Annotated in this window: 22 protein-coding genes and 2 pseudogenes; 14 read left to right on the forward strand and 10 right to left on the reverse strand. The window is 70.4% G+C overall.

Features of this window, described 5'->3' with window-relative positions:
* Positions 1–109: 109 nt before the first annotated feature.
* Positions 110–1,303 carry a cytochrome P450 gene (locus KM933_RS12000; RefSeq protein ID WP_221351122.1) on the forward strand — a complete coding sequence of 398 codons (1,194 nt, stop codon included), beginning with the start codon at positions 110–112 and terminating at the stop codon, positions 1,301–1,303.
* A 9-nt stretch (positions 1,304–1,312) separates the two neighbouring features.
* The gene (locus KM933_RS12005; protein WP_221351124.1) at positions 1,313–2,509 is read left to right on the forward strand and encodes an NAD(P)/FAD-dependent oxidoreductase; all 1,197 of its coding nucleotides are present in this window, start codon (positions 1,313–1,315) and stop codon (positions 2,507–2,509) included.
* A gap of 91 nt (positions 2,510–2,600) precedes the next feature.
* On the opposite strand, the gene KM933_RS12010 is transcribed toward KM933_RS12005, so the two are convergent.
* Both KM933_RS12010 and KM933_RS12015 read right to left on the reverse strand, forming a co-directional pair.
* Positions 2,601–3,113 (reverse strand): hypothetical protein, encoded by a 513-nt coding sequence (locus tag KM933_RS12010; RefSeq protein WP_221351126.1) that lies wholly within the window; start codon positions 3,111–3,113, stop codon positions 2,601–2,603.
* A 636-nt stretch (positions 3,114–3,749) separates the two neighbouring features.
* Positions 3,750–4,592 carry a DUF4097 family beta strand repeat-containing protein gene (locus KM933_RS12015; protein ID WP_221351129.1) on the reverse strand — a complete coding sequence of 281 codons (843 nt, stop codon included), beginning with the start codon at positions 4,590–4,592 and terminating at the stop codon, positions 3,750–3,752.
* A gap of 890 nt (positions 4,593–5,482) precedes the next feature.
* Between KM933_RS12015 and KM933_RS12020 the strand changes: the two genes are divergently transcribed.
* A complete protein-coding gene (locus tag KM933_RS12020; protein WP_221351131.1) occupies positions 5,483–7,723 on the forward strand; it encodes an MMPL family transporter in 2,241 nt (746 codons plus the stop codon).
* 71 nt (positions 7,724–7,794) lie between these two features.
* Here the strand turns inward: KM933_RS12020 and KM933_RS12025 are convergent, their stop codons facing one another.
* Positions 7,795–8,988, reverse strand: a complete 1,194-nt coding sequence (locus tag KM933_RS12025; RefSeq protein ID WP_221351134.1) for an IS701 family transposase — start codon at positions 8,986–8,988, stop codon at positions 7,795–7,797.
* 778 nt (positions 8,989–9,766) lie between these two features.
* Here KM933_RS12025 and KM933_RS12030 point away from each other — a divergent pair.
* Complete coding sequence (locus tag KM933_RS12030) at positions 9,767–10,336, forward strand: LmbU family transcriptional regulator (RefSeq protein WP_308013357.1); 570 nt, start codon at positions 9,767–9,769, stop codon at positions 10,334–10,336.
* A gap of 125 nt (positions 10,337–10,461) precedes the next feature.
* On the opposite strand, the gene KM933_RS12035 is transcribed toward KM933_RS12030, so the two are convergent.
* Complete coding sequence (locus KM933_RS12035) at positions 10,462–11,232, reverse strand: FMN-binding negative transcriptional regulator (RefSeq protein ID WP_260333404.1); 771 nt, start codon at positions 11,230–11,232, stop codon at positions 10,462–10,464.
* A 206-nt stretch (positions 11,233–11,438) separates the two neighbouring features.
* On the opposite strand from KM933_RS12035, the gene KM933_RS12040 reads away from it, so the two are divergent.
* On the forward strand, positions 11,439–11,642 hold the full coding sequence (locus tag KM933_RS12040) for a hypothetical protein (protein ID WP_221351137.1): 204 nt from the start codon (positions 11,439–11,441) through the stop codon (positions 11,640–11,642).
* Positions 11,643–12,010: 368 nt separating this feature from the next.
* On the opposite strand, the gene KM933_RS12045 is transcribed toward KM933_RS12040, so the two are convergent.
* Together KM933_RS12045 and KM933_RS12050 are read right to left on the reverse strand one after the other, a co-directional pair.
* Complete coding sequence (locus tag KM933_RS12045) at positions 12,011–12,553, reverse strand: GNAT family N-acetyltransferase (RefSeq protein WP_221351139.1); 543 nt, start codon at positions 12,551–12,553, stop codon at positions 12,011–12,013.
* Positions 12,554–12,601: 48 nt separating this feature from the next.
* Complete coding sequence (locus tag KM933_RS12050; protein ID WP_221351141.1) at positions 12,602–13,525, reverse strand: hypothetical protein; 924 nt, start codon at positions 13,523–13,525, stop codon at positions 12,602–12,604.
* Positions 13,526–13,825: 300 nt separating this feature from the next.
* On the opposite strand from KM933_RS12050, the pseudogene KM933_RS12055 reads away from it, so the two are divergent.
* Positions 13,826–14,832, forward strand: a pseudogene (locus KM933_RS12055) (thiamine pyrophosphate-dependent enzyme).
* 291 nt (positions 14,833–15,123) lie between these two features.
* On the opposite strand, the pseudogene KM933_RS39225 reads toward KM933_RS12055, so the two are convergent.
* Positions 15,124–15,785 (reverse strand): annotated as a pseudogene (locus KM933_RS39225) (NAD-binding protein).
* 269 nt (positions 15,786–16,054) lie between these two features.
* Here KM933_RS39225 and KM933_RS12070 point away from each other — a divergent pair.
* From KM933_RS12070 to KM933_RS12095, 6 genes are all read left to right on the forward strand, one after another.
* Entirely contained in the window at positions 16,055–16,306 is a 252-nt protein-coding gene (locus KM933_RS12070) for a thiamine-binding protein (RefSeq protein ID WP_221351143.1), read from the forward strand.
* A gap of 53 nt (positions 16,307–16,359) precedes the next feature.
* On the forward strand, positions 16,360–16,671 hold the full coding sequence (locus KM933_RS12075; RefSeq protein WP_221351247.1) for a helix-turn-helix domain-containing protein: 312 nt from the start codon (positions 16,360–16,362) through the stop codon (positions 16,669–16,671).
* 164 nt (positions 16,672–16,835) lie between these two features.
* Entirely contained in the window at positions 16,836–17,354 is a 519-nt protein-coding gene (gene uraD / locus KM933_RS12080; protein WP_221351145.1) for a 2-oxo-4-hydroxy-4-carboxy-5-ureidoimidazoline decarboxylase, read from the forward strand.
* Positions 17,351–17,800 (forward strand): hydroxyisourate hydrolase, encoded by a 450-nt coding sequence (uraH, locus tag KM933_RS12085; protein WP_221351146.1) that lies wholly within the window; start codon positions 17,351–17,353, stop codon positions 17,798–17,800. The genes uraD and uraH overlap by 4 nt, the downstream gene beginning before the upstream one ends.
* Positions 17,797–18,822, forward strand: a complete 1,026-nt coding sequence (gene pucL / locus KM933_RS12090; protein WP_221351148.1) for a factor-independent urate hydroxylase — start codon at positions 17,797–17,799, stop codon at positions 18,820–18,822. The genes uraH and pucL overlap by 4 nt, the downstream gene beginning before the upstream one ends.
* Before the next feature lie 108 nt (positions 18,823–18,930).
* The gene (locus KM933_RS12095) at positions 18,931–20,328 is read left to right on the forward strand and encodes an 8-oxoguanine deaminase (RefSeq protein WP_221351150.1); all 1,398 of its coding nucleotides are present in this window, start codon (positions 18,931–18,933) and stop codon (positions 20,326–20,328) included.
* A 107-nt stretch (positions 20,329–20,435) separates the two neighbouring features.
* Here the strand turns inward: KM933_RS12095 and KM933_RS12100 are convergent, their stop codons facing one another.
* Positions 20,436–21,254, reverse strand: a complete 819-nt coding sequence (locus KM933_RS12100; RefSeq protein WP_221351152.1) for a chitosanase — start codon at positions 21,252–21,254, stop codon at positions 20,436–20,438.
* 318 nt (positions 21,255–21,572) lie between these two features.
* Here KM933_RS12100 and KM933_RS12105 point away from each other — a divergent pair, with 318 nt between their 5' ends.
* Positions 21,573–23,279: a peroxidase family protein gene (locus KM933_RS12105; protein WP_308013359.1), complete on the forward strand. Its 1,707-nt coding sequence runs from the start codon at positions 21,573–21,575 to the stop codon at positions 23,277–23,279.
* Positions 23,280–23,368: 89 nt separating this feature from the next.
* Here KM933_RS12105 and KM933_RS12110 read toward each other — a convergent pair whose 3' ends face one another.
* Both KM933_RS12110 and KM933_RS12115 read right to left on the reverse strand, forming a co-directional pair.
* Positions 23,369–24,034, reverse strand: a complete 666-nt coding sequence (locus KM933_RS12110; protein ID WP_221351154.1) for a hypothetical protein — start codon at positions 24,032–24,034, stop codon at positions 23,369–23,371.
* Positions 24,035–24,179: 145 nt separating this feature from the next.
* Positions 24,180–25,388, reverse strand: a complete 1,209-nt coding sequence (locus tag KM933_RS12115) for a pyridoxal phosphate-dependent aminotransferase (RefSeq protein WP_221351156.1) — start codon at positions 25,386–25,388, stop codon at positions 24,180–24,182.
* Positions 25,389–25,474: 86 nt separating this feature from the next.
* Between KM933_RS12115 and KM933_RS12120 the strand changes: the two genes are divergently transcribed.
* Entirely contained in the window at positions 25,475–26,107 is a 633-nt protein-coding gene (locus tag KM933_RS12120) for a winged helix-turn-helix transcriptional regulator (protein WP_221351158.1), read from the forward strand.
* The last annotated feature ends 39 nt before the right edge of the window (positions 26,108–26,146 follow it).

Here is a 26,146-nt window from a genome sequence, read left to right on the forward strand (position 1 = left end):
GCCGAGGGACACCGTGACCGCACCCGCCGAACGCCGGGACGGCCGGCCCGGCGGGAGGGCACCGGACGACCGCAGTACCCACGCCAACCCCTGAGCGAAAGTGAGTCCGATGAACGCCATCACTGACCTGTGGAACGTCCACCCGCGCCATGAGTGGCTGCGTGGTGAGCGACCGGGCCGGCCGGTCGAGTTCGACGACGAGACGGGCATGTGGCACGTCTACGGGTACCCCGAGGCGGTCACGGTACTGGGTGACCCGGCGACCTACTCGTCCGACGTCGCCCGCAGGTTCGTACCCGGGGCCGAACAGTGGGACTTCGACGGCAACCTGACCCAGCTCGACCCGCCGGAGCACAAGAACCTTCGCACCCTCGTCAGCCGGGCGTTCACTCCCAAGACGGTGGCCGACCTGGAATCCACCATCGCGGAGGTGACCGAGGGGCTGGTCGACGAACTGGACACCGACGAGTTCGATCTGGTCGATGCCATCGCCTATCCGCTGCCCATGATCGTCATCGCCGACCTCCTCGGTACCCCCCGGGAGGACCGGGACCTGATCAAACAGTGGGCGGACGACAGCCTCGCCGAACGCGGCCAGATCAAGACCAAGGACGAGGACGGGGAACAGACCCGCTCGATAGCCAGCCAGCGTGACGACCAGCGGAAAATGAACGACTACCTGCTCGAACACGTCACCGACCGGCGCAGGAACCCCAAGGACGATCTACTGAGCAACCTGGTCCAGGCCGAGGTCGACGGCGAGCGGCTCACGGACAACCAAGTGGTCAACTTCGCCAGTCTGCTGTTCTTCGCCGGACACATCACCACCACCATGCTGCTGGGCAACACGCTGCTGTGCCTGGACGCGTACCCGGAGCAGCTGGCGCGGGTCCGTGAGGACCGGACCCTGGTACCGCCGGCGATCGAGGAATCCCTGCGTTATCTGAGCCCGCTCGCCTCCGCCTACCGTGCGACCAACGCCGACGTGGAACTCGGTGGCACACACATCCCCAAGGACCAGATGATCGAAGTGTGGCTCGCCGCCGCGAACCGGGATCCACGCCGGTTCACCGACCCCGACACCTTCGACCTGTCCCGCACCTCCAACCAGCACCTCGGATTCAGCCACGGCATCCACTTCTGCCTGGGCGGCCCGCTCGCCCGTCTGGAAGGACGGGTCGCGCTGAACATCCTGCTCGACCGGTTCACCGAGCTACGTGTCGACCACGACCGCGCACCGGAGTTCCTCACCTCACCCGACTTCACCGGGGTGTGGACCCTGCCGCTGCGCGTGCGCCGTTAGCCGTCCCCGATGAACAACACGTACGACGTCATCGTGGTGGGCGCCCGCGTCGCCGGATCTCCGACCGCCATGCTCCTGGCGCGTATCGGGTACCGGGTCCTGCTGCTGGAACGCGCGCGCTTCCCCCGGGACACGCTGTCCACCCTGCTCATCCATCAGCCCGGGGGCGCGTTGCTCAAGCGGTGGGGCGTGCTGCCCGAGGTGGTCGCCACCGGGTGTCCGCCGATCGACCGGGTCAGCTACACCGTGGCCGATGTCCGGCTGGAAGGGTGCTCCTGGGCCGTCGACGGGGTGCGGACCGCCTTCGCACCCCGTCGGTACCTCCTCGACCCGGTCCTGGTACAGGCCGCGGTCGACTCGGGCGCCGAGTTCCGGGACGAGTCCACCGTGCTCGATCTGGTCTTCGACGGTGACCGGGTGACCGGGGTACGGGTACGGACGGGCGGAACCGAGTACACCGTGCGCGCGCCCCTGGTCGTAGGTGCGGACGGGATGCGGTCCACCGTGGCCGCCAGGGTCGGGGCGCCCTTCGAGACCGAGGAGCCCAAACTGACCTGTGCCTTTTACACGTACTGGTCGGACCTGCCGCAGCGGTTCCGGCTCCATGAGGCGCCCGGGAGCTGGGTGGGGACCATTCCGACCAACGGCGGTGCGACGCTGGTCGGTGCGTACTTCCCGCAGCACCGGTTCGGGCAGCTGCGCGGCCACGGACTCGAAGCGCTTCTCTCCGCGGTCGAGCACACCGCGCCGGAACTGCGTGAAGAGATGGTCGGCGGCCGTATGCTCGAACGTCTGCACGGAACGGGCGACCAGCGCAACTTCTTCCGCAGGGCCGCCGGTCCCGGGTGGGTGCTTGTGGGGGACGCCGGGCACCACAAGGACTCCATCACCGCACGAGGCATCACGGACGCCTTTCGGCAGGTGCAGTTGCTCGTCGACTGCATCGGTGACGGGGTGCACGAACCGCAGCGGCTCAGCGATGCGCTCAGCAGGTTCGCCGCACTGCGCCATGACATGCTGGTGACCGACTACCGCAACACGCTTGCGACCGCCGCGCTGGCGGCCGGCAAGCACCAGATCGAGTTGCTCCGGGCGATCGGGAGCAGCGCCGAACTCACCGATCGCTACTTCTCGGCGATGTCGGGCGCCTGTCCGGCGGACGAGTTCGTCACGCCCGAGCTGCTCGATCTCATGGCGTCCAGCTGAACGGAGCACGGTGGCGTCCGGCGAGTGGCGGCGGAGGACGACGTCCACTGCCGGACGTCCGTGCGTCCGGTGTGCGTACGCCTCGTGGGAACTACCGCACCCAGCCGTTGAACTGCTGCCTGCCGCGAGGGGCTCGTCTGCTGTTGGCCAGTGCTGCGGCGGAGGCCCGAACCATCCACGCGTTGACCGAGATGCCCTGCCGGGACGCCGCTTCCTCGATCTGTTCCTTCATCGCCTGGGGAGGACGGAAGTTGATCCGGGCCGTGGCGCCATTTCCGGCGCCATTGAATGCTCCGGCCGACCACTCGGTGGCCGCGTCGCCGGCCGCGTCCATGGCGTTCTCTGCGGGGGCGTTGCCGTCCGGCGGGGGCGTCACCACGAAACTGGGTTCCATCCCCCGCAGGAGGAGGTCCACCGAGCCGGGTGCCAGGCTCCGGGTGATCTCGTCGGCCGCGGCCGACAGGACCTTGAGCAGTGTGAGTCGGACGGCCGACTCCAGTGGAGCGATGAGTCGCTCGGCAACTGCGCGGGTCTCGGCATCTCCTGCTGCGAACGCTGCGACCAGCTCTTCGCGCAGGGGCTCGACATACTCCCGTAGTTCCATGGAACCATCATGGCATGCTGATTGCGCCGCGCGGCACCTGCCTGGCCAACAATCATGCGCAACCCCTTTGTTCAGGTGAAACGTGCCACTCCCCGGTCGGGGGAGGGCATCCTTCCGCAGGCTGCCGGGTCACCGGATGCCAACTGCGTCGGACTGATCCGTCGCCATTGTGGCTTGCAATAGCGCCATTTGACGCTACCGAATGCCATGCGCCGTGAGAGCCGGCAGCTGTCGTCGCGGCGAAGAGCAAGGCGGTCGTCCCGGAGTCGGGGCGGGGTGTCTTCGGACAAGGCCGCCGGACTGTTCCACCGGGTCCGTGCCCGGCCGTCGAGTGCCGGTCCGGCTGCATGGGTGCGGGCCCCGGAGAGCGGGGGATGTCCTCTTCCGGGGCCCGCGGCAACAGCACCGGTGAACCGGTGCGAAGGGCACCGGTGCCTGAACTCGGCGGGGCCGTCCTCACTCTGCGTCCCCGTGGCGATCCGGATCCCATGCCATGGGTCGGCATGCGTGGCGCCAAAGTGTTGGCGCCATTATGGCACTTCCCTGGCTCTGATGTAAACGCCCGGTCCGCCGGAGGCTTGACCGCATGACGCCGGTCCTGGCGGGCGCAGCGCGCCGGACCGGGACCGGTGGGACTCATTCCGTAGTGGCCCGTTCCACCACGACGTCGCCGATCACGGTTCGGGCCTGGATGTGCACGACCTCGTCGGCCGGCACTCCCGTCTCCAGGAGTGAGAGGGACGTGTAGACGGTGCCTGTGGCGGAGTCGAGGGACAGGCGGGTGCCGCTGGTCCGGGCCACCCCGATCCGGATGCTGCCGAACGTGGTGGCAGCGACGACGGACCCCCGCACCACCTCCCCGATGTCGATGTCCCCCTGGATCGTCCGTGCGTCCACATCGGCGTGCGCCCGGCTGATCCTGATGGCCCCCTTCTCGGCGTGCAGACGGACGGCTCCGTGCGCCCTTCCCACGGTTGCGTCGCCCTCGCCCTTCGCCCTGATCGTGGCTCCGCCCTCGATCTGCCCCAGGCGGACGTCGCTGCGATCCGCCGTGACCTCGATGCTGCCCGTCGCGTAGGCGACCGTGATGTCGCCGAGGGAGGCGGCCAGCCGCGGACTGTCGGCACGGTCGAGCCTGATGTGGCCCAGTCCCGTGCTCAGATCGCACTTGCCCAGTTCCCCCACCCCGAGGAAGTCCGCCGCCGTACCCTGGCCGTGCAGGCTCGATCCCGTCGGCACGGCCATCACCACGAGAACCGCACCCCCGCTCCCTCCGGGTTCCGGGACGTTCACGAGCAACCGGCCGTCGGCGTACTCGATGCGCAGCTGCTCCGCGGCCTGCAGGTCGTCTTGGTCGTCGCTGTCGCGCGGGTACGCCTCCACCGTCGTCTCGGACCGGTCGCTCGCGACGATCCGGACCTGGCCGAACTCGAGGTCGAGTACTACTCGGACGGGTGCGGGCGTGTCGAACGTCGGCATGGCGAGCCGCCTTCGGGATATCTGCGGCCGTCGGCCTGGTGCAGACGGCAACCGGAACGACGCAGGACCACGCTTCGCCGCGGAGTCCCCCCGGAACCCGGGGCGCGGGCCCGAACGGCCGGGGGCACGGCCGGATCCCGGCCCGCCCCCGGCGAGCCGGACGCTCCGTACCCCACCACTCGTCTGCCGCGTCCGGTACCCGTCCACCTCTTGCCGCCCACCGTCGGGTCCCCCTCTCGACAGACCTGGAGAGAGCCGGTGGGGGTCGCCTCGAGCTGCGGGGCGCAATTCTCTACTGACGCCATGCGGTGCCACATTAGCGCCGCAATGGGCTGCTTGGGTCGAACGGGTTCGGAACCCCGGTTGGCAGCGCGCGGAATCGGTCACGGACGCGGGGGCGGCGCTCGGGAGCGGTGTCCTGATCGCGAGTTCCCACGACCGATGCCTTTCGGTCAACGTGAGGCTGTGACCTGCCCGTTGCCCCCTCCGCCTGTCGGGACGTATCCACAGGTCGCAGTCGGGATGCGGAGGGGTGGCCGCGCGTCCGGCGTCTCGGCGCTGTGCAATGTGAGCCAGGGAGACGCAAGTTGATAGCAGGAGTGGTGCCAGATGGTGCCATCATGGCGTTATGGTTGCTCTGTAATTGCTCTGTATTTCGGTCGACCTACTCGCACACCTCGTCGCGTCACCCCCTACCGGGGCGTGCGTACCGAGCAGGGGGGCAGCGTGAGCCGGGCGGTGACCGCTGCCCGCCGTTCCTTCCTGCCCATCGATCCGCGCGACCGCTCACGCGACCTGGTCCGCCCCGACCGAGCCGATGCCGTCCGTTGCGTCCCGAGCCCTTTCGGCACATCTCGTCCTTGGTGCGTACTCACAGGAGTTGGATCACATTGGCCACCTTGCTCTGCAGAATCGGCTGCTTCGCCTTCAGGCGACGAGGTCTCACTGTTCTGCTGTGGTTCCTCGTCCTGATCGGGGCGGCAGGCGCCGCCTCGTCCGCACCACCCCCGCCCGCCGACACCTTCTCCATGCCGGGTACGGAGTCCCAGAAAGCTTTCGACCTGCTGGAGGAGAAGTTCCCGGCGGCAAGCGCGGACGGTGCCTCGGCGCGAGTGGTGGTCCGCGCGCCGGAGGACGAAAAGGTCTCCGGTCCCGGGACGAAGAAGAAGGTGGCCGCTCTCGTCGCCGACCTGTCGAAGGCTCCGCAGGTCGTCAGGACCTCGGACCCCTTCGTCGCGGACGCCGTCAGCGAGGACGGCACAACCGCCTACACGGTCGTCACGTACGACGTCGCTGCCGCGGAAATGTCCGACGAGGCGCATGACGCCCTTCTCGCGGCGGCCGACGAAGCCCGCGCGGACGGACTCGAGGTCGAGATGGGCGGTGATGCGGTCCCCGTGGAGCAGACGATGGAGGGCACCGCTGAAATCATCGGCATCGGCGTCTCCGCCGTGATCCTGCTGGTGACCTTCGGCTCGCTGGTGGCGGCGGGCATGCCGCTGCTCACCGCCGTCGTGGGGGTCGGCATCGGCGTCTCCGTGATCGGCGCCCTCGGCAGCACGCTCGGTCTGTCCTCGACCACCACCACCCTGGCCATGATGATCGGCCTGGCCGTGGGGATCGACTACGCCCTGTTCATCGTCTCCCGCTACCGCACCGAGGTGGCCGAGGGCCGGGAGCGCGAGCAGGCCGCCGGGCGGGCGGTGGGCACCGCGGGCTCCGCCGTGGTCTTCGCCGGCCTCACCGTCATCGTCGCCCTCGTCGGCCTCACCGTCGTCAACGTCCCGGTCCTGACCAAAATGGGTCTGGCCGCGGCGGGTACCGTCGCGGTCGCCGTCCTGATCGCTGTCACCCTCGTGCCGGCGCTGCTCGGCTTCGCCCCGTACAGGGTGCTGAACCGGCGGGACCGCAAGCAGGCCAAGGGCAAGTCACTGTCGAAGCGGCAGCGCCGCAAGGCCGCGAAACGAGCTGCCCGACAGCGGCCGAACCTGGGTGCCCGGTGGGCGGGCTTCGTCCTGCGCCGCCCCGTCGCCGTACTGCTGTTCGGGATTCTCGGTCTCGGTGTCGTGGCCGCTCCCGCGACGCGGCTGGAACTCGGCCTGCCCGGCGAGGGCACCATGGCTCCCGAGACCACCCAGCGCAAGGCGTACGACATCCTGTCGGACTCCTTCGGTCCCGGCTTCAACGGCCCCTTGACGGTCACCGTCGAGGCCGACGACGCCAAGTCCGTGGGAGAGGACGTGGCCGCCAGGCTGTCCGACGAGCCCGGCGTCGCCCGGGTGAGCCCGCCGACCCCCAACAAAGCGGGTGACACCGCGATCATCAACGTCATTCCGGACACGGGGCCGACGGACGGCAAGACGGAGCAACTGGTCAAGAACCTGCGCGACGACCTCGCCGGTGCCGGGCGCACCCACGGCGCCGAGGTCCTGGTGAGCGGGCAGACAGCCATGTTCATCGACTTCTCCAAGACCCTCAACAACGCGTTGCTGCCCTATCTCGGCCTCGTGGTCGGTCTCGCCTTCCTGCTCCTGATCCTCGTCTTCAGGTCGTTCCTCGTGCCGTTGAAGGCGGCTCTCGGATTCCTGCTCTCGGTCTCCGCGGCGCTCGGTGCCATCGTGGCGATCTTCCAGTGGGGCTGGTTCGCCGACATCGTGGGGGTCGACCAACCGGGCCCGATCATGAGCACCATGCCGATCATCCTGATCGGCGTCGTCTTCGGCCTCGCGATGGACTACGAGGTCTTCCTGGTGTCCCGGATGCGCGAAGCCTACGTCCACGGGGAGTCGACCCACCGGGCGGTGGTCACCGGTTTCCGGTACGGAGGCCGTGTGGTCGCCGCGGCGGCGCTCATCATGACGAGCGTCTTCTCCGGATTCATCATGGAGGACAACGACTTCGTACGGATGGTCGGCCTCGGGCTCGCTCTGGCGGTCCTCTTCGACGCTTTCGTCGTCCGTATGGCCATCATTCCGGGGCTCTTCGCCCTGCTCGGCGACCGCGCGTGGTGGTTGCCGAAGTGGCTCGACCGGATGCTGCCCGACATGGATGTCGAAGGCGAGCGGCTGTCGCGTCAGCTCGCAGCCCCGCGGAACCGGCGCACGGTCCGGGAGGACGAGTACAGCCGCTGACGCCCGGCAGGGGCCGGACCGCCGTGTCGCGGAACCGGCCCCCGCGAGCGGGGGGAAGCCGCGCCGCGTCGCTACAGCATCCGCTGCGCCGTGTTGCGGGACGGCTCGGCGGTGAACCCGTACAGGCGCCGGTAGGTGTACGCGGCAGAGACGAGGGCCATGTGGTGGTACCAGCCGGGGAACGAACGTCCCTCGAAGTCCAGCAGCCCGAAATCCCGTTCCATGGAACCGATCACGGTCATCGTCCCGGCGTGCGACGCGGCGATCGAGCCCGCCTCCGCGAGGGTGTGGTGGGCCAGGCTGGTGAGCCACAGCGGGCCCGGGGCGCGGGCGGAGTCCACCTCGGTGAAGAGTCGGTAGGGAGGTCCGGGGGAACTGCTCTGAGAACCCCCCGGCAGGTGGACGAGGGACGTCTGGAGGTGCGCGGTGCGCTGCTGCTTCCCGGGCAGGTGGACGAGAGCGGTCTCCGGGCTCTGTGCGGAGACCCAGGCCCTCGCGCTCACCGGTGCCGGGGCGCCCCCGCCGGCGGGCAGCACCGCCAGGTGCGGCGGCACCGCGACGACGAAGTCACGTCGGCGCTTGAGGAGTCCGTGCAGCAGGTGCCGCACGCCGGGCTCGTCGCTCATGTCGACGAGGACGACGGAGGACATGGAGTTCGTCCGGGCCGACAGCCGATCGACGAGCCGGAGCGTGTGCGCCCACAGCGGCCGGTACTCCTCGGAGTCAGGTATACGCGCTTCCCTGCGCCGCTCGGGGTCCTGCGTCCAGGCCGTCGACAGGTACAGGCACCAGTCGACGGGGACCTGGGCGCCGCCCGCGCTCAGAAAGGAGCCCAGCCCCAGCTGACAGTTGAGCGTTCGGCCCGAAGGCAGGTCGAAGTAGCGGTGGACACCCACCGACCGGTTGCCCCGCTTGGGCAGGACGACCCGGCCGATGGACCACACGGGCTCGGGGTGACGGCCCGCCACCCAGTGGGTCAGTTCCTCCATGACCTCGTCGAAACTCCACGGGCTGAGACTGACGAACTGGCGCAGCGACTGCACGACGGACGGATCGCGGGAGACGGCGGTGGCGAGTCGACGCACCGACTTCTTGCCCGGAGTGACGAGCAGTCCCTTCAGATAGGTGTGCGCCCACCTACGCTGATCGGTCCGGCGTAAGCTCTTGAAGATCGTGTTACTGAAATGGTCCAGAGATAATTCCGAACCGATGGCGTAGGCCGCCCCTCGTGAAGGCGGCAAATTATGCGCTTGAGTCGCATTCATGCCACAATAACTCCCCCGACGTTACTGAGCGCTGTGCGGGGAGAGTCTAGGTCGCCCTCCGGCGTGGCGCCACTGGGTAGGCTGGCTGACTTGTTCTGGCGCCTCGGATGGCATGTGGTCCCGCGGTGCGATGACGGCTGGATTTCGCTCATACCTTCCAGTGGCGTACGGCTCGCCTCCTCGTTGCCGCGGTTGTCGGGCACCGTGGTCGTACGGCTGCGACTTGCGGATTTTTGGGATATGCGGCGTCCTGCCCGAGGTTGTGGTGGAGAGGGGCAGGGCGGCATTCCCGGCGGATCGTGATCCTTTGCGGTGGCCGCCCGGGTGCCGCAGCGCCCGGCGGATGTCATCAATCACGCCAATCAGTGGACCAGACCATTGCCCTGAAGGTCGTTCGGACTCTGCAAAGTAGTAGTCGATGGCGCCAAGATCCTTGCACTTGCATCGATGCCGGGGATCTACTCGGGAGGGCGGCGGTCGACCGTTCCGACCTCTGAGGAAACCGGTGGAATGTCCGGTCCTATTCGGTTCGGCCGTGACTATCTGCAGAAGATGACCGCTGCTTTCGGTATGGCTGCGCAAGACACGGGGTGAATGCTTTCCGTTTTCGCTGGGGAGACACCGCGGACCGCTCGGCTGATACGCGCGTATAAACGGAGGCGTAATGGCGAATCGGGTAGAGGATTACGAAGAGTCCAAGGCGCTCGCGTTCGACAGGAATGCCGAAGCAGTATCGGGAACCCGAAGAGCCAACGGGACAGGGTCCCGGCGTGGTCAGGTGCTCACCACAAAGGTGGGGCTGCACATACCTGCGGGGCTCGCCTTCGAGGAGTGGGAACGCGCCGGGCGTCAGCTCTCCGGGCTGCTCAACTCGTCGTCCTGGTGGCTCGGGGACTGGCTCGTGTACGGAAAGGACCATTACGCCGACCGCTACGAGCGCGGCATCCGAGCGGCCGGACTGCAGTACCAGACGCTGCGCAACTACGCCTGGGTCTCCCGGCGGTTCGAGCTGCACCGGCGTCGGTCCGCGCTCAGCTTCCAGCACCACGCGGAACTGGCGTCGATGCCCGTCGACGATCAGGAGACCTGGCTCGACCGCGCCGAGCGGATGAAGTGGAGCACGAAGCAACTGCGCAACGCCATTCGGGCCCGGCGTCAGCTCACCCCGCAGGAGACGCGCACGGGGGCGGCGACGCGTCAGCTTGCCGTGCCCGACAACCGGCTGCAGTGGTGGCACAAGGCCGCGGCCCAGGCCGGCACCGAGCTGGGGGAGTGGGTGACGGCCACGCTCGATGCCGCCGCCGCGCGGGTGTTGCAGGAGGCCGAGCGGCAACCGCCCTCCGAATGACCGGTTCACGCGCGCCGGTGATGTACGGCCGCGTCGGGGGCAGGCGGAGGTGCCCGTCCGGGGCGGTGGAAGTCACGGGGTCCGCACAAGCCAGGGGTGCGGACCCCGCGACATGCCGAAGACCGTCACGGCAGACGGCTCATGAGATCCGCTGTCTGTGCGTGCCGGGTGCAGCCACGCGCGGCGAAGGACCGCACCACCCGCTCGCGGACCTCGGAACGCTGCTCCTGGCTGAGCTTGAACATCCCCTCGGCCTTGGTCACCCGGACGCGGAAAGCCCCCACGCCGGGGACTATCTTGCGGAAATAATCGACGGATTCACTCATGTCCCAGCCCTCGCCGAATTCCTTTTCGAAGGCCCGCACCGTCGCCTGCACGACGCCCAGCGTATCCTCTGTTGAATTTATCCTCTCCACCACTCCGTGAACGTGCACCGAGGTGAAATTCCAGGTCGGGGCGGCCGGCGTGACGCCATAGACGGCAGGTGAGACGTAGGCGTGCGGTCCGGTGAACGTCAGCAGGATGACCGTTCCGGTGTCCAACGCGGCCCAGTGCGGGTTGGCACGGTTCATGTGGCCCAGCAGGGGCATGCCCGCCAGGTCGGGGGCGGGGAGTTCTTCCCAGCGGGGGTCGGTGATGACGGGAAGGTGGGTGGCGAACGGTCCGTCGGCGGAAGATCCGTTGCTGGCCATCAGCGCCAGCGGGTTCTCGCGCATAAGATCGACCATCCACGAGACGTCTGATTCTCGATAGTGTCCGGGGACGAACATATAGCACTCGCCTTTCGTCGTGTGGCAACGCCAGTGAATTTGCAGCCCTGAGGCGCGGAAATGATGTGGCGAATGATTGACGAATCCACCGTACTGTCCTGTTGGCGGGACAGTGAGATTCTCCATCGTGGCCCTCCGTCGTCTCCGGCGCAATGAACGGAGGGCTCGACTCGAAATCTCTTGCACAGCGGAAAGGGGAGGGCCGGGGCGCAGCGGTTCGTGGTGAGTTCCTACGCACAGCGGGTACCGCAAAACAAAAACAGTCCCCTTCGATCCGGGGAAGGAGCTCGTGGAGAACGGGCAGGAAACAGGCGCGTATGAAGAAAGGATCCATGGATCGCCGAGCAGCCACCGTCCGCCGGCGGTCGTCGCTGTCGTGGTGCGCGTCCGGGACGGCCTCTTCGGTCTGCGCCGTGCGTTGCCGGTCCTGCGTGCTGCCGGGCGACTGCCGATCCGCCGTGCGGGGCAAGGACGCCTCCGGCTTCGACCCCGACAGCGCCGCACCGCTGCACCACCATCAGCGCGGCGCCAGGTGAGCCGACCGCGTGGAAAGGGGGCGTTGCGGGCCGCTCGGAGAGGCCCGCGACGCCCCCGGCTTCTGTCTGAGGCGTCCACGCGCTCAGGGTGTGTTCGGGACGACGGGCCGGAGGGGGCGGCGACCGCCTTCCTGGCGGGGGCGGGCCCGGGCACGGTTCTCCTCGGGGTGCCGGTGGGGTGCACCGGGGCGGTGCGTCGACCTGCGGGGGGTGGGGTTCACGGTAGGAGCCGACCCGCGGCCCGCCCAATACGGAACATCCGCACATCCGCGCATCCAGGGACCGGCGCGGAGGCGCGGGCGGGGCGGGGGCGCGGACGAGAGCGAGGACCGCGGAGTCCGGGGCCCGGAGTCCTTGCGCCGGAGTGCTTACTCCGGTGTTCGCCGGGCGGGCTGCCGACGCGGCTCCACCCGCAGGTACATGCACACCCGGGGCCAGCGGTCCAGGCCGTGCTCGGCCTCCGCGGCCCGGATCCTCCGCAGTCCCGGGGTGAGTTCGGACTCGGCCAGGACCCGGAAGCCGAGCCGCTTGTAGTAGGGCGCGTTCCAGGGGACTTCGGCGAAGGTCGTCAGGGAGAGACCGGTCAGTCCCTGCCCGCGTGCGCGCTCGGCGGCGTACGTGATCAGGGTGCGGCCCACGCCCCGGTGCGCGGCGTCCGGGTGGACGGAGACCTGCTCGATGTGGAAGGCGCCGTCCACGGGTTCACCGATCAGGTACGCGACAAGCGGGCCGGCCGCGTCCTCGGCGACCCAGGCGTACCCCGCTCTCCGGTAGCGCTGCAGGAGATCGAGCGCGGGGGGCTCGTCGTCGGCGATCTCCGGCATCCCGAAGATGCGGAAGGGCTCGCCCGCGGCACGTTCGATGTCCTGGAGCAGGGGGAGGTCGGCGGAAGTGGCCGCTCTGACGGTCATGGAGTCAATTATGCTCCCGGCAGGGCGAGTTGGTCCGGATCGCGGTGTTCAGGCGCCGGTCGCGACGAGTTCGTCGGCGAGGCTGTTCGCCGGCTGCGGGGTGCCGGTCAGGTCCAGCACGAACAGGGGGACGCCCAGCGAGTCGGCGCAGGTGCGGGCGTCCTTCTCGTAGCCGGCCAGCGAGAAGTAGACACAGCCCGCGGACTCCGTCATCGCCGTCAGCCAGAGGCACTCCACGTCCCGTGGGGAGGCGGGGCGCACGGTCGGGTCGACCTGGGCGACGATCCCGCGGGCGGCGAGACCGATCCCGGAGGGCGGCCGCTGGTCGGCCCGCCGGATGTCCTGGTAGCCGAGCCAGCGCAGGTACAGCGCGGCGGCGGTCACCGCGTCCCGGGCCGTCCGGATGGTCACCGGCTGGAAGGCGGCACGGGACGCGGCACGGGACGCCGGTTCGGTACGGGGGAGGGCGAGGGCGGCGGGCAGGCGCCGGGGCTTCGGGGGCGAACGGTGGCCCGGGTCCCGATCCGTACTCCGTTCCGGATCCTGATCCGTACTCCGCTCCTGGTCCTGGTCCTGATCCTGATCCTGATCCGCGTTCGCGCCCCCGGAGGCCGCGTCCGAGGCGTCCCCGGTCTTCGTCCCCGTCTGCGGAACGCGTTCGCCGGCTCCGGCCCCGGTGCCGGTGGCGGTACCGGCATCCGCGTCCCCGTCCGCATCGGCCAGCGGCACCCGCAGCACCGTCCCGCACGGGCACCCCAGTTCCGGCCGGGGCCACTGGTCCGCCCGTCCGCAGGTACCGCAGGGGATCGGCACCCAGTCCTCGTCCCAGGTGTGGTGGGTGACGGACTCGGGGCGCGCCCGCGGATCCAGCACGGGCACGACCGGCGCACCGCACGCGCACGGGTACGTCGGCACCGCGTAGACGTGCTCCCGCCGGCAGGCCGGACACCTCACCGGCACGCTCTCGGCCATGACCCTCTCCAGAACACGACACCGTGACGCCGGCACCACACGGGGACGGCTCCTCCATCGTCCTCCGGAACTCCCCCCTCCGGCAGCGAATCGATCGGAGACCCCGGGATTGCCCCGCCCGCACACCGGTCGCCCGCTCTTGACGCCCCCCGCACCCCGACCTGCATTATTTCCAGATAGTAGAATTTACTTTCCGTATTATGGAATCAGTGCGAAATCGAAGCGGAATCAAGGCGAAGCCCGGTGCTTTCGCGGGGCGCGACGGGAGCCCGGATCCGACAGTCGAGGCCGGAGTACTCAGTGGCTCGTATGACCGCTGCCCGCGCGGCAGTCGAGATCCTCAAGCGTGAGGGCGTCACCCACGCGTCCGGTGTGCCGGGCGCGGCGATCAACCCCTTCTACGCGGAGCTCAGGGCCGCGGGCGGCATCGGCCACACCCTGGCCCGCCACGTCGAGGGCGCCTCCCACATGGCGGAGGGCTGCACCCGCACCGCGCCCGGCAACATCGGTGTCTGCATCGGGACCTCCGGCCCCGCGGGCACCGACATGATCACCGGTCTGCATTCCGCGACCGGCGACTCCGTCCCGATCCTGTGCGTCACGGGACAGGCCCCGACCTCCGTGCTCCACAAGGGGGACTTCCAGGCCGTCGACATCGCGTCGATTACGTCACCGCCATCGGCCTCGCGCAGATCGCCGGCGCGCAGCCGCCGCACGTCCACCACCCGCGCCACTGGATCAACTGCGGACAGGCGGGTCCCCTCGGCTGGACCGTCCCGGCCGCGCCCGGCGTCGCCAGGGCCGATCCCGGGGCGCAGGTGGTCGGGCTCTCCGGCGACCACGACTTCCAGTTCATGATCGAGGAACTGGCCGTCGGGGCCCAGCACCGGATCCCGTACGTCCACGTGCTCCTCAACAACGCCTATCTGGGCCTGATCCGCCAGGCACAGCGGGCGTTCGACATCGACTTCCAGGTCAACCTGGAGTTCGAGAACATCAACTCGCCCGAACTGGGCGTGTACGGGGTCGACCACGTCAAGGTCGTCGAAGGACTCGGCTGCAAGGCGATCCGGGTCACCGACCCGGGTGAACTGGGCGCCGCCTTCGAGCGGGCGAAGAAGCTCGCGGCCCGGTTCCAGGTCCCGGTGGTGGTCGAGGTGGTCCTGGAGCGCGTCACCGACATCTCGATGTCCACGACCAACGACATCGGCGAGGTCGTGGAGTTCGAGGAGATCGCCACCGAACCGGGCCACGCGCCCACGTCGATCAGGGCCCTGGAGGCGCCGGTCAAGGCCCTGGAGATCTGACCGCGGACCGGCGGCGCCGGCCACGCGGACAGAGCCGAGGCCGGACCGGACCCGGCTCCCCCGTGCTCCCCCGTGTGGGGCCCGCCGCCCCCGTGCCGGCGGGCCCCTCGTGGTAGAGAATGTGCCCTGCACCACGGGGAGTTGAAGCCCTCGGACCATGTTCAGAGGTTGATTTGAGGGTTCCGTAGCCGTCCTACGCACGCGGGCGTACAACCGTGAACGTACATCCGCCCAAGGGCTCAACGGTCGGGACCGGCGGCCGGGTCCGGCAGTCGGACCCGGGGGAGGGCGTCAGACCCGGGTGCCGGAGAGGCGTTCGACCGCGCGCAGCGGGGCGGAGTGGTCCAGGCCGCCGTCCCCCCCCGGGCGCGCAGGGAGGCGACGAGCTGGGCGACCACGCCGCCCGCGGGCGGCGTCCGTGACAATGCCCATGTCCTTGTGGTGCAGGTCGATCCGGAAGCCCGGCCCGAAGTCGCGGTCAGGGAAGTCGTCCCTCTTGCGCGTCAGCACGGTCGAGCCGGTGAGCCCGCCGTTCAGGACGTCGAGGGCCGCCTCCAGGTCGACGCCGTCGACGCGGTTGCCGTACAGGGCGTTGAGGGCTCCGCAGCCCAGCGATCCCGCGAAGTCCGCCGCCACGTCGATGTTCGCGCGGAACCGCTCGGACTCCTCCCCGGGGATCGACAGCGCGCCCCGGTCCGGGCCCGGCAGCCGTCCGGCGTAGAGGTTCAGGCCCGTGAGCCGTACGCCCGCGTCCTCGATCGCCGTCCTCGGAGCGTCCGGCTCGGCCGGCCGGTGGTGGGGGAGCCGGGCCAGGGCCACCAGAGCTCGACCGCGGTGAAGCCCGCCGCGGCGGCGGCCGCGGGGCGCTCCAGCAGGGGGAGTTCCGTGAAGAGGATCGACAGGTTGACGTCGAAGCGGTGCGCTGCGGCTGCCTCCGCCGAGAGACCTGGCATGAGGGTGGACGCTCCCTCCGTGACGAGTGGCTCCGTGGCCGGTTCGATGATTGATTCCGTATAATGGAAGTTTTTCTCCATCTTATGGAAGGGCTGTCCGCGCGGGCGGACCTTGTCAAGAGGGGTCGGCGCGGAAGGCACCCGAGCGGGGGAGGGGCCCGTCGGTGGCCGGAAGGCGGCTCCCCGGTGGGCTAGGGTCGCCTTGCGGCCGGCCGGGCCGGGTCGCGGCCGTCGGGAGACACGGGTCGGAGCGATGCCATGGGGGCGCGGTGCGGTTGAGGGTGGAGTTCACGACGGAGCCGTTCGACCTCGACGAGGTGCCGCCGCACGCGCTGGCCGCCCGCGAGGTCCTGGAGTCTGCCGAGCTGGACGCGGTGGAGGTCGGCCCGTTCGGCAACACCGCTGAGGGCGGGGCGGATCCGGTGCTCACGGCGGTCGACGCGCTGCTGCGCAATGCCCTGGACGCCGGCGCCACCCGGGTCTCCCTGCAGATCAACGTGATCGGGCAGGGGGAGCGGTGACCGAATCGGCGGAGGACCCCTTCATCTCGGCCGTCAAGCCGCTCGTCGACGCCATGGGTGCTGAGATGCTGTCGCCCGGCCAGGCCGGACCCGACGACGTCGTGCTCTCCTGGGAGGGCGCGGACGTCATGGCCGTCCGGCTGCCCCGGCTCGCCGACTCGCTGGACCGCATCCTGGCCGCCCTGGAACGCGAACACGGCAAGTCCCTGGCCGAGTTGGACCGCAAGGCCAAGCAGGAAGTCGTACGGATGCTCGAAGTGCGCGGAGCCTTCTCCGTGCGGCACGGCGTGGAGACCGTCGCGGTCGCCCTCGGGGTCAGCCGGTTCACCATCTACAACTACCTGAACCGCGAGAAGGGCATCTGAGCGGCTGACAAGCGGCCGCAACTACGATTCCGTCCCCTTCCCTTCCCTTCCGTTCGCCGGGTCTGCCGCCCGGATTTTTCAACAAAGTGTTGACGCGGTGTTTCCGGGGGCGTTAGCTGACCGCAGCCGTCCAGCCGTCCAGCACAAGGCATCGGAGGCACCCCGTGACGTCGAGCACGACAACCGGCGGCCTCGCCCGGTTCAACGCTGTGGAGGAGCGCGCGGCCCACGCGGCCCTCCGCGAGCTGTGCACCTCGACGGCATGGGTGGGCGGACTGCTCGCCCGGCGCCCTTACGCCACCGCGGACGAACTCCTCGCGTGGAGCGACGCCGTCACGGCCGGCCTGACCGACGCCGACCTGGCGGAGGCGCTGGCCGGGCATCCGCCGATCGGACGGCCCGCGCCGGGCGACCCGGTCTCGTCCCGCGAACAGCGCGGCATGACGGACGTCCCTGCCGAACTCAGGGCGGAGACACTGCAGTTGAACCTGGAGTACCAGGAGAGGTTCGGCCATGTCTTCCTGATCTGCGCGACCGGCCTCACCGGCGAGCGGATGCGCGACGCGGTCAAGGAGCGGATCGGCAACACGCCGGAGCGGGAGCGGGAGATCGCGCGCACCGAACTGGGCAGGATCAACCGCATCCGGCTCGCCCGACTCGTCGAAGAGGACGCCCCCGTATGAGCACCGACACCACCGCTTCCGTGTCCACGCACGTCCTGGACACCAGTGCGGGCCGTCCCGCCGCGGACGTCGCCGTCCGCCTCGCGGCCCGCGGTGGCGGGTCCGCCCGGGAGGGGCAGGGGGACGACTGGCAGGTGCTGGGCGGCTCCGCGACCGACGCGGAGGGGCGGTGCAAGGACCTGCCGGCCCTGCCGGAGGGCACCACGCACGTACGGCTCGACTTCGCCGTCGAGGCCTACTTCGGGGCGTACCACGAGGCGTACTTCGAGCAGGAGCGGGCCGCTGCGCGGCAGGACGGCCCCGCGCCCCGGGACAGCGGTGCCGCGCGGGCGTTCTTCCCCGAGGTGACGGTCACCTTCGCCGTCGGTCCCGGCGAGCATTACCACGTACCGCTGCTGCTCAACCCGTTCGGCTACTCCGTATACCGAGGGAGCTGGCAGGCATGACCACTCCTTCCCGTCCCGCCCGCCCGGCGGTGCTGGCCCAGAACCAGTACGGCAAGGCCGAGAGCCGCGTCGTCAGGATCACCCGCGACGGCGCCACCCACCACATCAAGGACCTGAACGTCTCCGTCGCCCTGAGCGGTGACATGGAGGAGGCCCACTACTCGGGTTCCAACGCGAACGTCCTGCCGACGGACACCGCCAGGAACACGGTGTACGCCTTCGCCAAGGAGCACGGCATCGAGTCCGCCGAGCAGTTCGGCATCCACCTGGCCCGGCACTTCGTGACCTCGCAGGAGCCGATCAGGGCCGCGCGCGTCCGCATCGAGGAGTACGCCTGGGAGCGCATCGGAGCCTCCGGGACCGATACGGCATCCGTGGATACGGGAGATACGGGAGATACGGGATCCGCCGGCGCGGGATCCGCCGATGTCCGATCCGCCGGCGCGGAACCCACCCGCGCCGAGCGGCCGGAACACTCCTTCGTCCGCAAGGGCCGGGAGACCCGCCTGGCGCAGATCACGTACGACGGCTCCTCGTGGGAGGTCGTGTCCGGCCTTGAGGACCTGGTGGTGCTGAACTCGACGGACTCCGAGTTCCGGGGTTACGTCAAGGACGAGTACACGACGCTCGACGAGGCGTACGACCGCGTCCTCGCCACCGAGGTCTCCGCACGCTGGCGGTTCGGCTGGACCGGCGGCGCACAGCGGATGCCCGACTGGGACACGTCGTACGAGCAGGTGCGCGGGCACCTGCTCCAGGCATTCGCGCGGACGTACTCGCTGTCGTTGCAGCAGACCCTGTACCGGATGGGGGCACGCGTCATCGAGCGCCGCGAGGAGATCGACGAGGTACGCCTCTCGCTGCCGAACAAGCACCACTTCCTCGTCGACCTGGCGCCCTTCGGCCTGGAGAACGACAACGAGGTGTACTTCGCCGCCGACCGGCCGTACGGCCTGATCGAGGCCACGGTCCTGCGGGACGGCCGCGAGGCGCGCATCCCGGTGGACCTCACCGGCCCCTGAACCGGCGTCCGAACCGGCCTCTGACGATCTCCGGCGCACTGCCTCCGCACGGCTCCGCCGCAGGGCTTCCGCCGCACGGCTCCCCCTCCGACAGCAGAAGGACGAACCATGGCCGCAGACCGACGCCTCGTCGCAGACCGACGCATCGTCATAGAGAACTGCTCGGTGGCGACCGTGGACGCGGACGACACCGAGTACAGCCCGGGCCACCTCGTCCTGGCGGGCGACCGCATAGAGTCGCTCGGCCCGGGCCGGGCCCCCGAGGGCCTGGCGGACGTCGTACGCCGGATCGACGCGACCGGCCACCTCGTCACCCCGGGCCTGGTCAACACCCACCACCACTTCTACCAGTGGCTCACCCGCGGCCTCGCCACGGACCACAACCTCTTCGACTGGCTCACCGCCCTGTACCCGACCTGGGCGCGCATCGACGAGCGGATGACCTACGCGGCGGCCCAGGGCTCCCTCGGCGTGCTGGCCCGCGGCGGGGTCACCACCGCCGTGGACCACCACTACGTCTTCCCGAAGGGTTCCGGCGACCTGTCGGGCCCGATCATCCGCGCCGCACGGGAGACGGGCGTCCGCTTCACCCTGGCCCGCGGCTCCATGGACCGCGGCGAGAAGGACGGCGGACTGCCGCCGGACTTCGCCGTCGAGACCCTCGAAGACGCCCTCGCCGCCACCGGGGCGACCGTCGACGAACACCACGACGCCTCCTTCGGCGCCATGACCCAGGTGGCCGTGGCCCCCTGCTCACCGTTCTCCGTGTCGACCGAACTCATGAAGCGGGCAGCCGAGTTGGCCCGGCACAAGGGCGTACGGCTGCACACCCACGGCTCGGAGACGGTCGAGGAGGAGCAGTTCTGCGAGGAACTGTTCGGCATGGGCCCGACCGACTACTTCGCGTCGACCGGCTGGCTCGGCGAGGACGTGTGGATGGCGCACTGCGTCCACATGGACGACTCCGACATCGCCGCCTTCGCCCGTACGGGCACGGGGGTGGCCCACTGCCCCTCCTCCAACGCGCGGCTGGCGGCCGGGATCGCACGCGTCCCGGACCTGCTCGCGGCCGGCGTCCCGGTCGGCCTGGGTGTTGACGGCGCGGCGTCGAACGAGTCCGGCGAACTGCACACCGAACTGCGCAACGCGCTGCTCGTCAACCGCCTCGGCGCCCACCGCGAGGCCGCGCTGACCGCCCGCCAGGCGCTGCGGCTCGGCACGTACGGCGGAGCCCGGGTCCTCGGCCGGGCGGCGGAGATCGGCTCCCTGGAACCGGGCAAGCTCGCCGACCTGGTGCTGTGGAAGCTGGACACCCTGGCCCACGCGTCGATCGCCGATCCGGTGGCCGCCCTCGTCCTCGGCGCCGCCGCGCCGGTCACCGCCTCCTTCGTGAACGGTGTGCAGATCGTCGAGGACGGCCGTCTGCTGCACGTCGACGAGGACGCCGTCGCCCGCTCCACGCGGGACGAGGCCCGGCGCCTCGCGCGGATCGCCGCGCGGGCCTGACCCCGCCCCACCGGGAACTCCGGCCTGCCGGTCGTTCGGTGCTCCGGTCGTTCGGTGCTCCGGCCGTTCGGTGCTCCGGCCGCTCGGGCGTCCGGACGGCGGTGTCCTCAGCCGATGTGGTAACTGTCCCCGTAGACCTGCCAGTCCAGCGGCGGGTCCAGGTTCAGGTTGCGGTTCCTGAGGAAGACCCGCTGGGCGGTGTCCACGCGCGTGGTGTCCTCGTGGGCGGCCTCCTGCTTCATCGCCCAGACGCGGGCGTCCAGGAAGGCGTGCAGGTACGTCACCTCGTCGCCGCCCTGGGCCGGGGGCCTGGCCCGGTCCAGCGCCAGCCCGCGGATGCTGCCGAAACTCGTGCGGTCGCCGCCGTCGCCGTGCATGACGACGGCGTCGTAGTACGCGAACTGGCCGAGCGTGCCGAGGCCGTCCGCCTTGCCCCGCCGCACGGCGGGGTCGAAGTAGACGCGGTCGCGCTCGTCGTTCTGGGCCTGTTCGAAGGCATTGTCCCGGGCGGCTCGGCGCCAGGCGTCCGGGTAGCCGGGGTCGAGACCCTCGTGCGAGTCGGTGCCGTCGACGCGGCGCAGGGCGGGCAGGTAGCCGGCCAGCGCGTTGCCGGGCCGGCGCCGGGTGTACAGCTCGACCAGGTCGAGCATGTCGCCCGTGCCCGAGCAGAACCCGATGATGCCGGCGGTGTACCCGCGGCCGTCGCGGATGTCCTCGATGTACCCGTACTGGGCCTTCCAGTCCAGCGAGGAGTTCTCCGCACTGGAGACGAGCTTCATGGCGATCTCCTTCTTCGCCGGGTCGTCGAGCCCGGTGGCCGCGGCGTTCGCGGGGCCGGCGGCCGCAACGGCGGGTCCTGCCACCAGGGATGCTCCGATCAGCGCGAGGAGGGTGCGGCGCGAGGAGCGTACGTGGGGGGTGTGCACGGGACCTCCAGTGGGGTGGATGTCGTTCTTCCGTACCGTCGTCCGTACTGTTAGGAAAGTTTCCTACCAGAGATCGCGGGTCGCGTACACCCGTTCCTCGCACACACCCGTCCCTCGCGTGTGCCGTTCGCGGCGTGTGACGGATGGGGCGTGAGGTACTTTTCGGCAATAGAAGACAATGGCGGAATTAGCACTCCTATGCGGGAACTATCGCCCATGCGTGGTGCGTTGCAGAGGTACAAGGTCATATGGGGATGACCTCTCCGCGACCGGTGGGGACCGGCCGCGGGGCACGGGGGACGAGAAACGGAGCACATCGTGCACCGACACCATCGCGAGACCTACTACGTCGTCGACGAGGGCCGGATCCTGGAGTTCGAGAAGGGGCGGTCGGTCGCGCGCGTACCGACCGCGGCCGAGCAGCAACTGGCCTTCCGCTTCTCCAGGTTGAGCAAGGACAAGGGCGTACAGCTCGACGAGGGCCTGCGCGCCCGGCTCGCCGAGGCCATGACCGCCGTAGGACAGGGCGGGGACGACCCGGACTCGGGCCCGCCCGGTACCCCGGTGCCGGCGGGCTTCACCTATCTCGGGCAGTTCGTCGACCATGACCTGACTCTCGACAGGACACGGGTCGGCCTGGGCGAACCGGTCCCGGTCGAGGAGCTGTTGCAGGGGCGCAGCCCCGCCCTCGACCTCGACTCGCTGTACGGCATGGGCCCGGACCACGCCGGCAGCGCGCGCTTCTACGAGCCCGACGGCCACCTCAAGACGGGTACGTCGCTGGGATCGGACTTCCCGTCGGATGTCCCGCCCGTCAAGATCGACCAGGAGGGGTTCGACCTCCCCCGGGCGGGGGAGACCGCGGGCGGCACCCGCGCCGACCGGCGGGCCCCGCTGATCCCGGACCCGCGCAACGACGAGAACCTCGCCGTCGGCCAGCTGCACCTGGCCTTCATCCGCTTCCACAACCGCGTCGTCGACCGGCTGGCCGAGCGCGGGGTGCCCGAGTCCCGCCTCTTCCGCGCCGCCCGCGACACCGTGGTCAAGCACTACCAGTGGATGCTGCGCACGGACTTCCTGCCGCGGATCGTCGACCCGGAGATCGTCGAGAGCGTTTTCACCCGCGGCCGCCGGCACTTCGAGGTGCCGGGGCGGTCCCGGCCGGGCGACCTGCCGACGATGCCCATCGAGTTCTCCGTCGCCGCCTACCGGTTCGGGCACAGCATGGTGCGGACCACCTACCAGTGGAACAGGGTCTTCCGTACCGGGGGACGGGGCGGGCCCGCCACGCTCGGTCTGCTGTTCCGGTTCAGCGGCACGGCGGGCAACCTCACTCCGGGGAACCCGGACGACCCGAACGACCTGAGCGACCTCGACGACCCGAACGCGGGGGCCAACCTGCGGCTGCCCAGCAACTGGATCGCCGACTTCCGCAGGCTCTTCGACTTCGGCGAGGCGGGCCGGGACGATCTCGTCGTGCCCGAGGCCGAGTTCAACCGCGCCAAGCGCATCGACACCCTGCTCGTCGACCCGCTGGCCGCGCTGCCCACCGGCACGTTCGACGGCCGCGGTCGTCCCGCCCCGCCGCCGGTCCAGCGCAATCTCGCGTTCCGCAACCTCACCCGGGCAGCCATGGTCGAGCTGGCCACCGGGCCGCAACTGGCCGCGCAGATGCGTGTCGCGCCGCTGACCGAGGACCAGATCCTGCGGGGCGCCGGCGGCGCCGTGCTCGACGGGCTGACCGCCGAGGAGCGCAGGCTCCTGGTGGCGCACACCCCGCTGTGGTTCTACGTCCTGCGCGAGGCCGAGGTGAACGAGCGCCACCCCGGCCGGCTCACCGGTGTGGGCGGCAGGCTCGTAGCCGAGGTCTTCCACCGCGCGATGGAGGGCAGCCGCACGTCGATCGTGAAGCACCCGGGGTGGCGCCCGAGCCTTCCCTCCCATCGCAGGGGCGCGTTCACGATGACGGACCTGCTGCTCTTCGCCTTCGAGAACGACGCCGATCTGCTGAACCCGCTGGGGTGAGTCCCGCCCGGCCCGCCCCGCCCCACCCGGGCGGGCCGGGCGCGGGCCGGGCGCGGCTCCCTCCTCGTGCGATGCGGCGCCGCGGGCCCTCACACCCGCCGGGGCGAAGCCAGCAGGTACCGCGCCCCCGAGCGCGGCTCCGTGTGCTCGCCGACCTGCCAGCCCGCCTCCTCCAGCGTCGCCGCGCACTCCCTCAGCGCCTCCGCGTCCGGCTCGCGCACGGCGACGGCCTCCGGCTGGGGCGTCGCACGCACCCGGTACCCCGCGGCACCGGCGCCGGCTCCCGCCGGACGGCGCCCCGCCGCCTCCAGCGCCAGAGCCGCCGCCTGCACCAGATGCGTACGCTCCCACGCGCAGGGCCGGTCCACGGCGCCGCCCGTGTTGGTCATCCGCCGCAGCTCCAGCAGCCCCTGCCAGGCGCTGCGCACCTCCCGCGTGCGCGAGGCCCCGTCGGCGGCGGCCTCCTCGCCGCCGACCCGCGCGGCGAACACCCCGGAGGTGTCACGGACGGCGGCGGGGGGACCGGGGAACGCGGAGGCGGCTCCCGCGGCATCCTCCGGCCCGTCCGGCGTCCCCTCGCGCACCCGGTGGCCCGCCGGAGTGAGGAAGTGGTCGTGCGGCGGACGCGGATGCCGGAAGGCCAGACCGTGCCGTACCAGCGCCGCGAGCTGGCTCTGCGCGCCCCTGAGGCGCCCCGTCACGGGTTCGGCGGCGTCGATGACGCGCCGCTGTGCGGCGGTCGGCGGTCGGGTCACGGGGCGCTCCTTCCTCCGGGTTCGGGTTCCTCCGGGGCTCCTCCCGGGCCACGGCGGACCCGGCCCCGCTGCCCGCAGGCGGCGACGGCGACCGGCGGACCCGTTCACCGAAGACTACGGCCCGGGTCCGACATCCCCTCGCCGCCTACTGCCGGTAGCCGCTCAGGAACCGCCCGATCCGGCTGATCGCCGCGTCGAGGTCGTCGGCGTACGGGAGGGTGAGGATGCGGAAGTGGTCGGGGCGGGGCCAGTTGAACCCGGTGCCCTGGACCACCTGGATCTTCTCGCGCAGCAGCAGGTCGAGCACGAACTTCTCGTCGTCGTGGATCTTGTGCACCGAGGGGTCGAGGCGCGCGAACGCGTACAGCGCGCCCTTGGGCTTCACGCACGAGACACCGGGGATCTCGTTCAGCTTCTTCCACGCGACGTCACGCTGTTCGTGCAGCCGGCCACCGGGCGCGGTGAGTTCGTGGATGGACTGCCGGCCGCCGAGCGCGGCCTGGATGGCGTACTGGGCGGGCACGTTGGCGCACAGCCGCATGGAGGCCAGCATGGTGAGGCCCTCCAGGTAGTTCTTCGCGTGCTGGCGCGGGCCGGTCACGACCAGCCAGCCGGAGCGGAACCCCGCCACGCGGTACGTCTTCGACAGACCGCAGAAGGTGAGGACCACCAGGTCGGGGGCGAGCGCGGCGGCCGAGTGGTGCACGGCGCCGTCGTACAGGATCTGGTCGTAGATCTCGTCGGCGAACACCATCAGGCCGTGCCGGCGGGCCAGGTCGAGGATGCCCTCGACGATCTCCTTGGGGTAGACCGCGCCGGTGGGGTTGTTCGGGTTGATGATGACGACGGCCTTCGTGCGGTCCGTGATCTTCGACGCCATGTCGTCCAGGTCCGGGTACCACTCGGCCTGTTCGTCGCACAGGTAGTGCACGGCCTTGCCGCCCGCGAGCGTCGTCACCGCCGTCCAGAGCGGGAAGTCCGGGGCGGGGACGAGGACTTCGTCGCCGTCCTCGACGAGCGCCTGGACGGCCATCGAGACCAGCTCGGAGACGCCGTTGCCCAGGAAGACGTCGTCCACGCCGACTTCGAGGCCGCGCTCCTGGTAGCGCTGCGCCACGGCCCGGCGGGCCGAGAGGACGCCGCGGGAGTCCGTGTAGCCGTGTGCCTGCGGGAGCATCCGGATCATGTCCTGGAGGATCTCCGCCGGTGCCTCGAAGCCGAAGAGCGCGGGGTTGCCGGTGTTGAGGCGCAGGACGCTGTGGCCCGCCTCCTCCAGCGCGTTCGCCTGCTCGATGACCGGGCCCCGGATCTCGTAACAGACCTCGCTGAGCTTGCTCGACTGCCGGAACTCCATGCGGTGCGCACCTCCAGGTTGTGACGTTGCTTGGTTTTACCAAGTAGTCGCTTGGAAAGTCCAACAAGTTGTCTAGACTGCGTCGCATGTCACCTCGCCGAAGCTACGACCAGTACTGTTCCGCTGCCCGGGCGCTCGACGCCGTCGGTGACCGCTGGACCCTCCTGATCGTCCGCGAGCTGCTCGCCGGTCCGCGCCGCTACACCGACCTGCACGCCGACCTGCCCGGTGTGAGCACGGACGTGCTGGCCTCCCGCCTCAAGGACATGGAACGGGACGGCCTGGTGACACGCCGCCGGCTGCCCCCGCCGGGCGCGGCCCACGTGTACGAACTCACGGACCGCGGCCGTGCGCTGCTGCCCGTGCTCCAGGCGCTGGGCGAGTGGGGCGCGCCCCTGCTGGCGGAGCGCCGCCCCACCGACGCGGTGCGCGCCCACTGGTTCGCGCTGCCGCTGCTGCGGTCGCTGGCGGGGCTGGGCGACGGGGTCGTCCAGGTGCACCTGGACGAGGGCACGTTCCACGTACGCCTCGGCACGGGGACCGGCCCGGTGTACGGGGAGGGCCCCGCCCCCGAGGCCCCCGACGCCCGCCTGACCCTCGGCCCCGGGGCCTGCGCGGCACTGGCCCGGGGTGACCTGAACCTCCTGACGGCGGTACGCGAGGGCCACGTCGAGGCAACGGGCGAGGGCCCCCTGGCCAAGGCCCTGCGCCACTCCTGAGCCCTCTGACGTCCCCGCGTCCCGAAGGGGCGCGGGGAA

The sequence above is a fragment of the Streptomyces beigongshangae genome (assembly GCF_019710745.1).
Classification (GTDB): Bacteria; Actinomycetota; Actinomycetes; order Streptomycetales; family Streptomycetaceae; genus Streptomyces; species Streptomyces beigongshangae.

Excerpts from the sequence above, each read along its gene's own strand:
- KM933_RS12000 (WP_221351122.1), top strand. The coding sequence starts at position 110 with ATGAACGCCATCACTGACCTGTGGAACGTCCACCCGCGCCATGAGTGG.
- KM933_RS12005 (WP_221351124.1), top strand. The coding sequence starts at position 1,313 with ATGAACAACACGTACGACGTCATCGTGGTGGGCGCCCGCGTCGCCGGA.
- KM933_RS12010 (WP_221351126.1), bottom strand. The coding sequence starts at position 3,113 with ATGGAACTACGGGAGTATGTCGAGCCCCTGCGCGAAGAGCTGGTCGCA.
- KM933_RS12015 (WP_221351129.1), bottom strand. The coding sequence starts at position 4,592 with ATGCCGACGTTCGACACGCCCGCACCCGTCCGAGTAGTACTCGACCTC.
- KM933_RS12025 (WP_221351134.1), bottom strand. The coding sequence starts at position 8,988 with ATGAATGCGACTCAAGCGCATAATTTGCCGCCTTCACGAGGGGCGGCC.
- KM933_RS12035 (WP_260333404.1), bottom strand. The coding sequence starts at position 11,232 with ATGGAGAATCTCACTGTCCCGCCAACAGGACAGTACGGTGGATTCGTC.
- KM933_RS12040 (WP_221351137.1), top strand. The coding sequence starts at position 11,439 with ATGGATCGCCGAGCAGCCACCGTCCGCCGGCGGTCGTCGCTGTCGTGG.
- KM933_RS12045 (WP_221351139.1), bottom strand. The coding sequence starts at position 12,553 with ATGACCGTCAGAGCGGCCACTTCCGCCGACCTCCCCCTGCTCCAGGAC.
- KM933_RS12050 (WP_221351141.1), bottom strand. The coding sequence starts at position 13,525 with ATGGCCGAGAGCGTGCCGGTGAGGTGTCCGGCCTGCCGGCGGGAGCAC.
- KM933_RS12075 (WP_221351247.1), top strand. The coding sequence starts at position 16,360 with ATGGGTGCTGAGATGCTGTCGCCCGGCCAGGCCGGACCCGACGACGTC.
- uraH (WP_221351146.1), top strand. The coding sequence starts at position 17,351 with ATGAGCACCGACACCACCGCTTCCGTGTCCACGCACGTCCTGGACACC.
- pucL (WP_221351148.1), top strand. The coding sequence starts at position 17,797 with ATGACCACTCCTTCCCGTCCCGCCCGCCCGGCGGTGCTGGCCCAGAAC.
- KM933_RS12095 (WP_221351150.1), top strand. The coding sequence starts at position 18,931 with ATGGCCGCAGACCGACGCCTCGTCGCAGACCGACGCATCGTCATAGAG.
- KM933_RS12115 (WP_221351156.1), bottom strand. The coding sequence starts at position 25,388 with ATGGAGTTCCGGCAGTCGAGCAAGCTCAGCGAGGTCTGTTACGAGATC.
- KM933_RS12120 (WP_221351158.1), top strand. The coding sequence starts at position 25,475 with ATGTCACCTCGCCGAAGCTACGACCAGTACTGTTCCGCTGCCCGGGCG.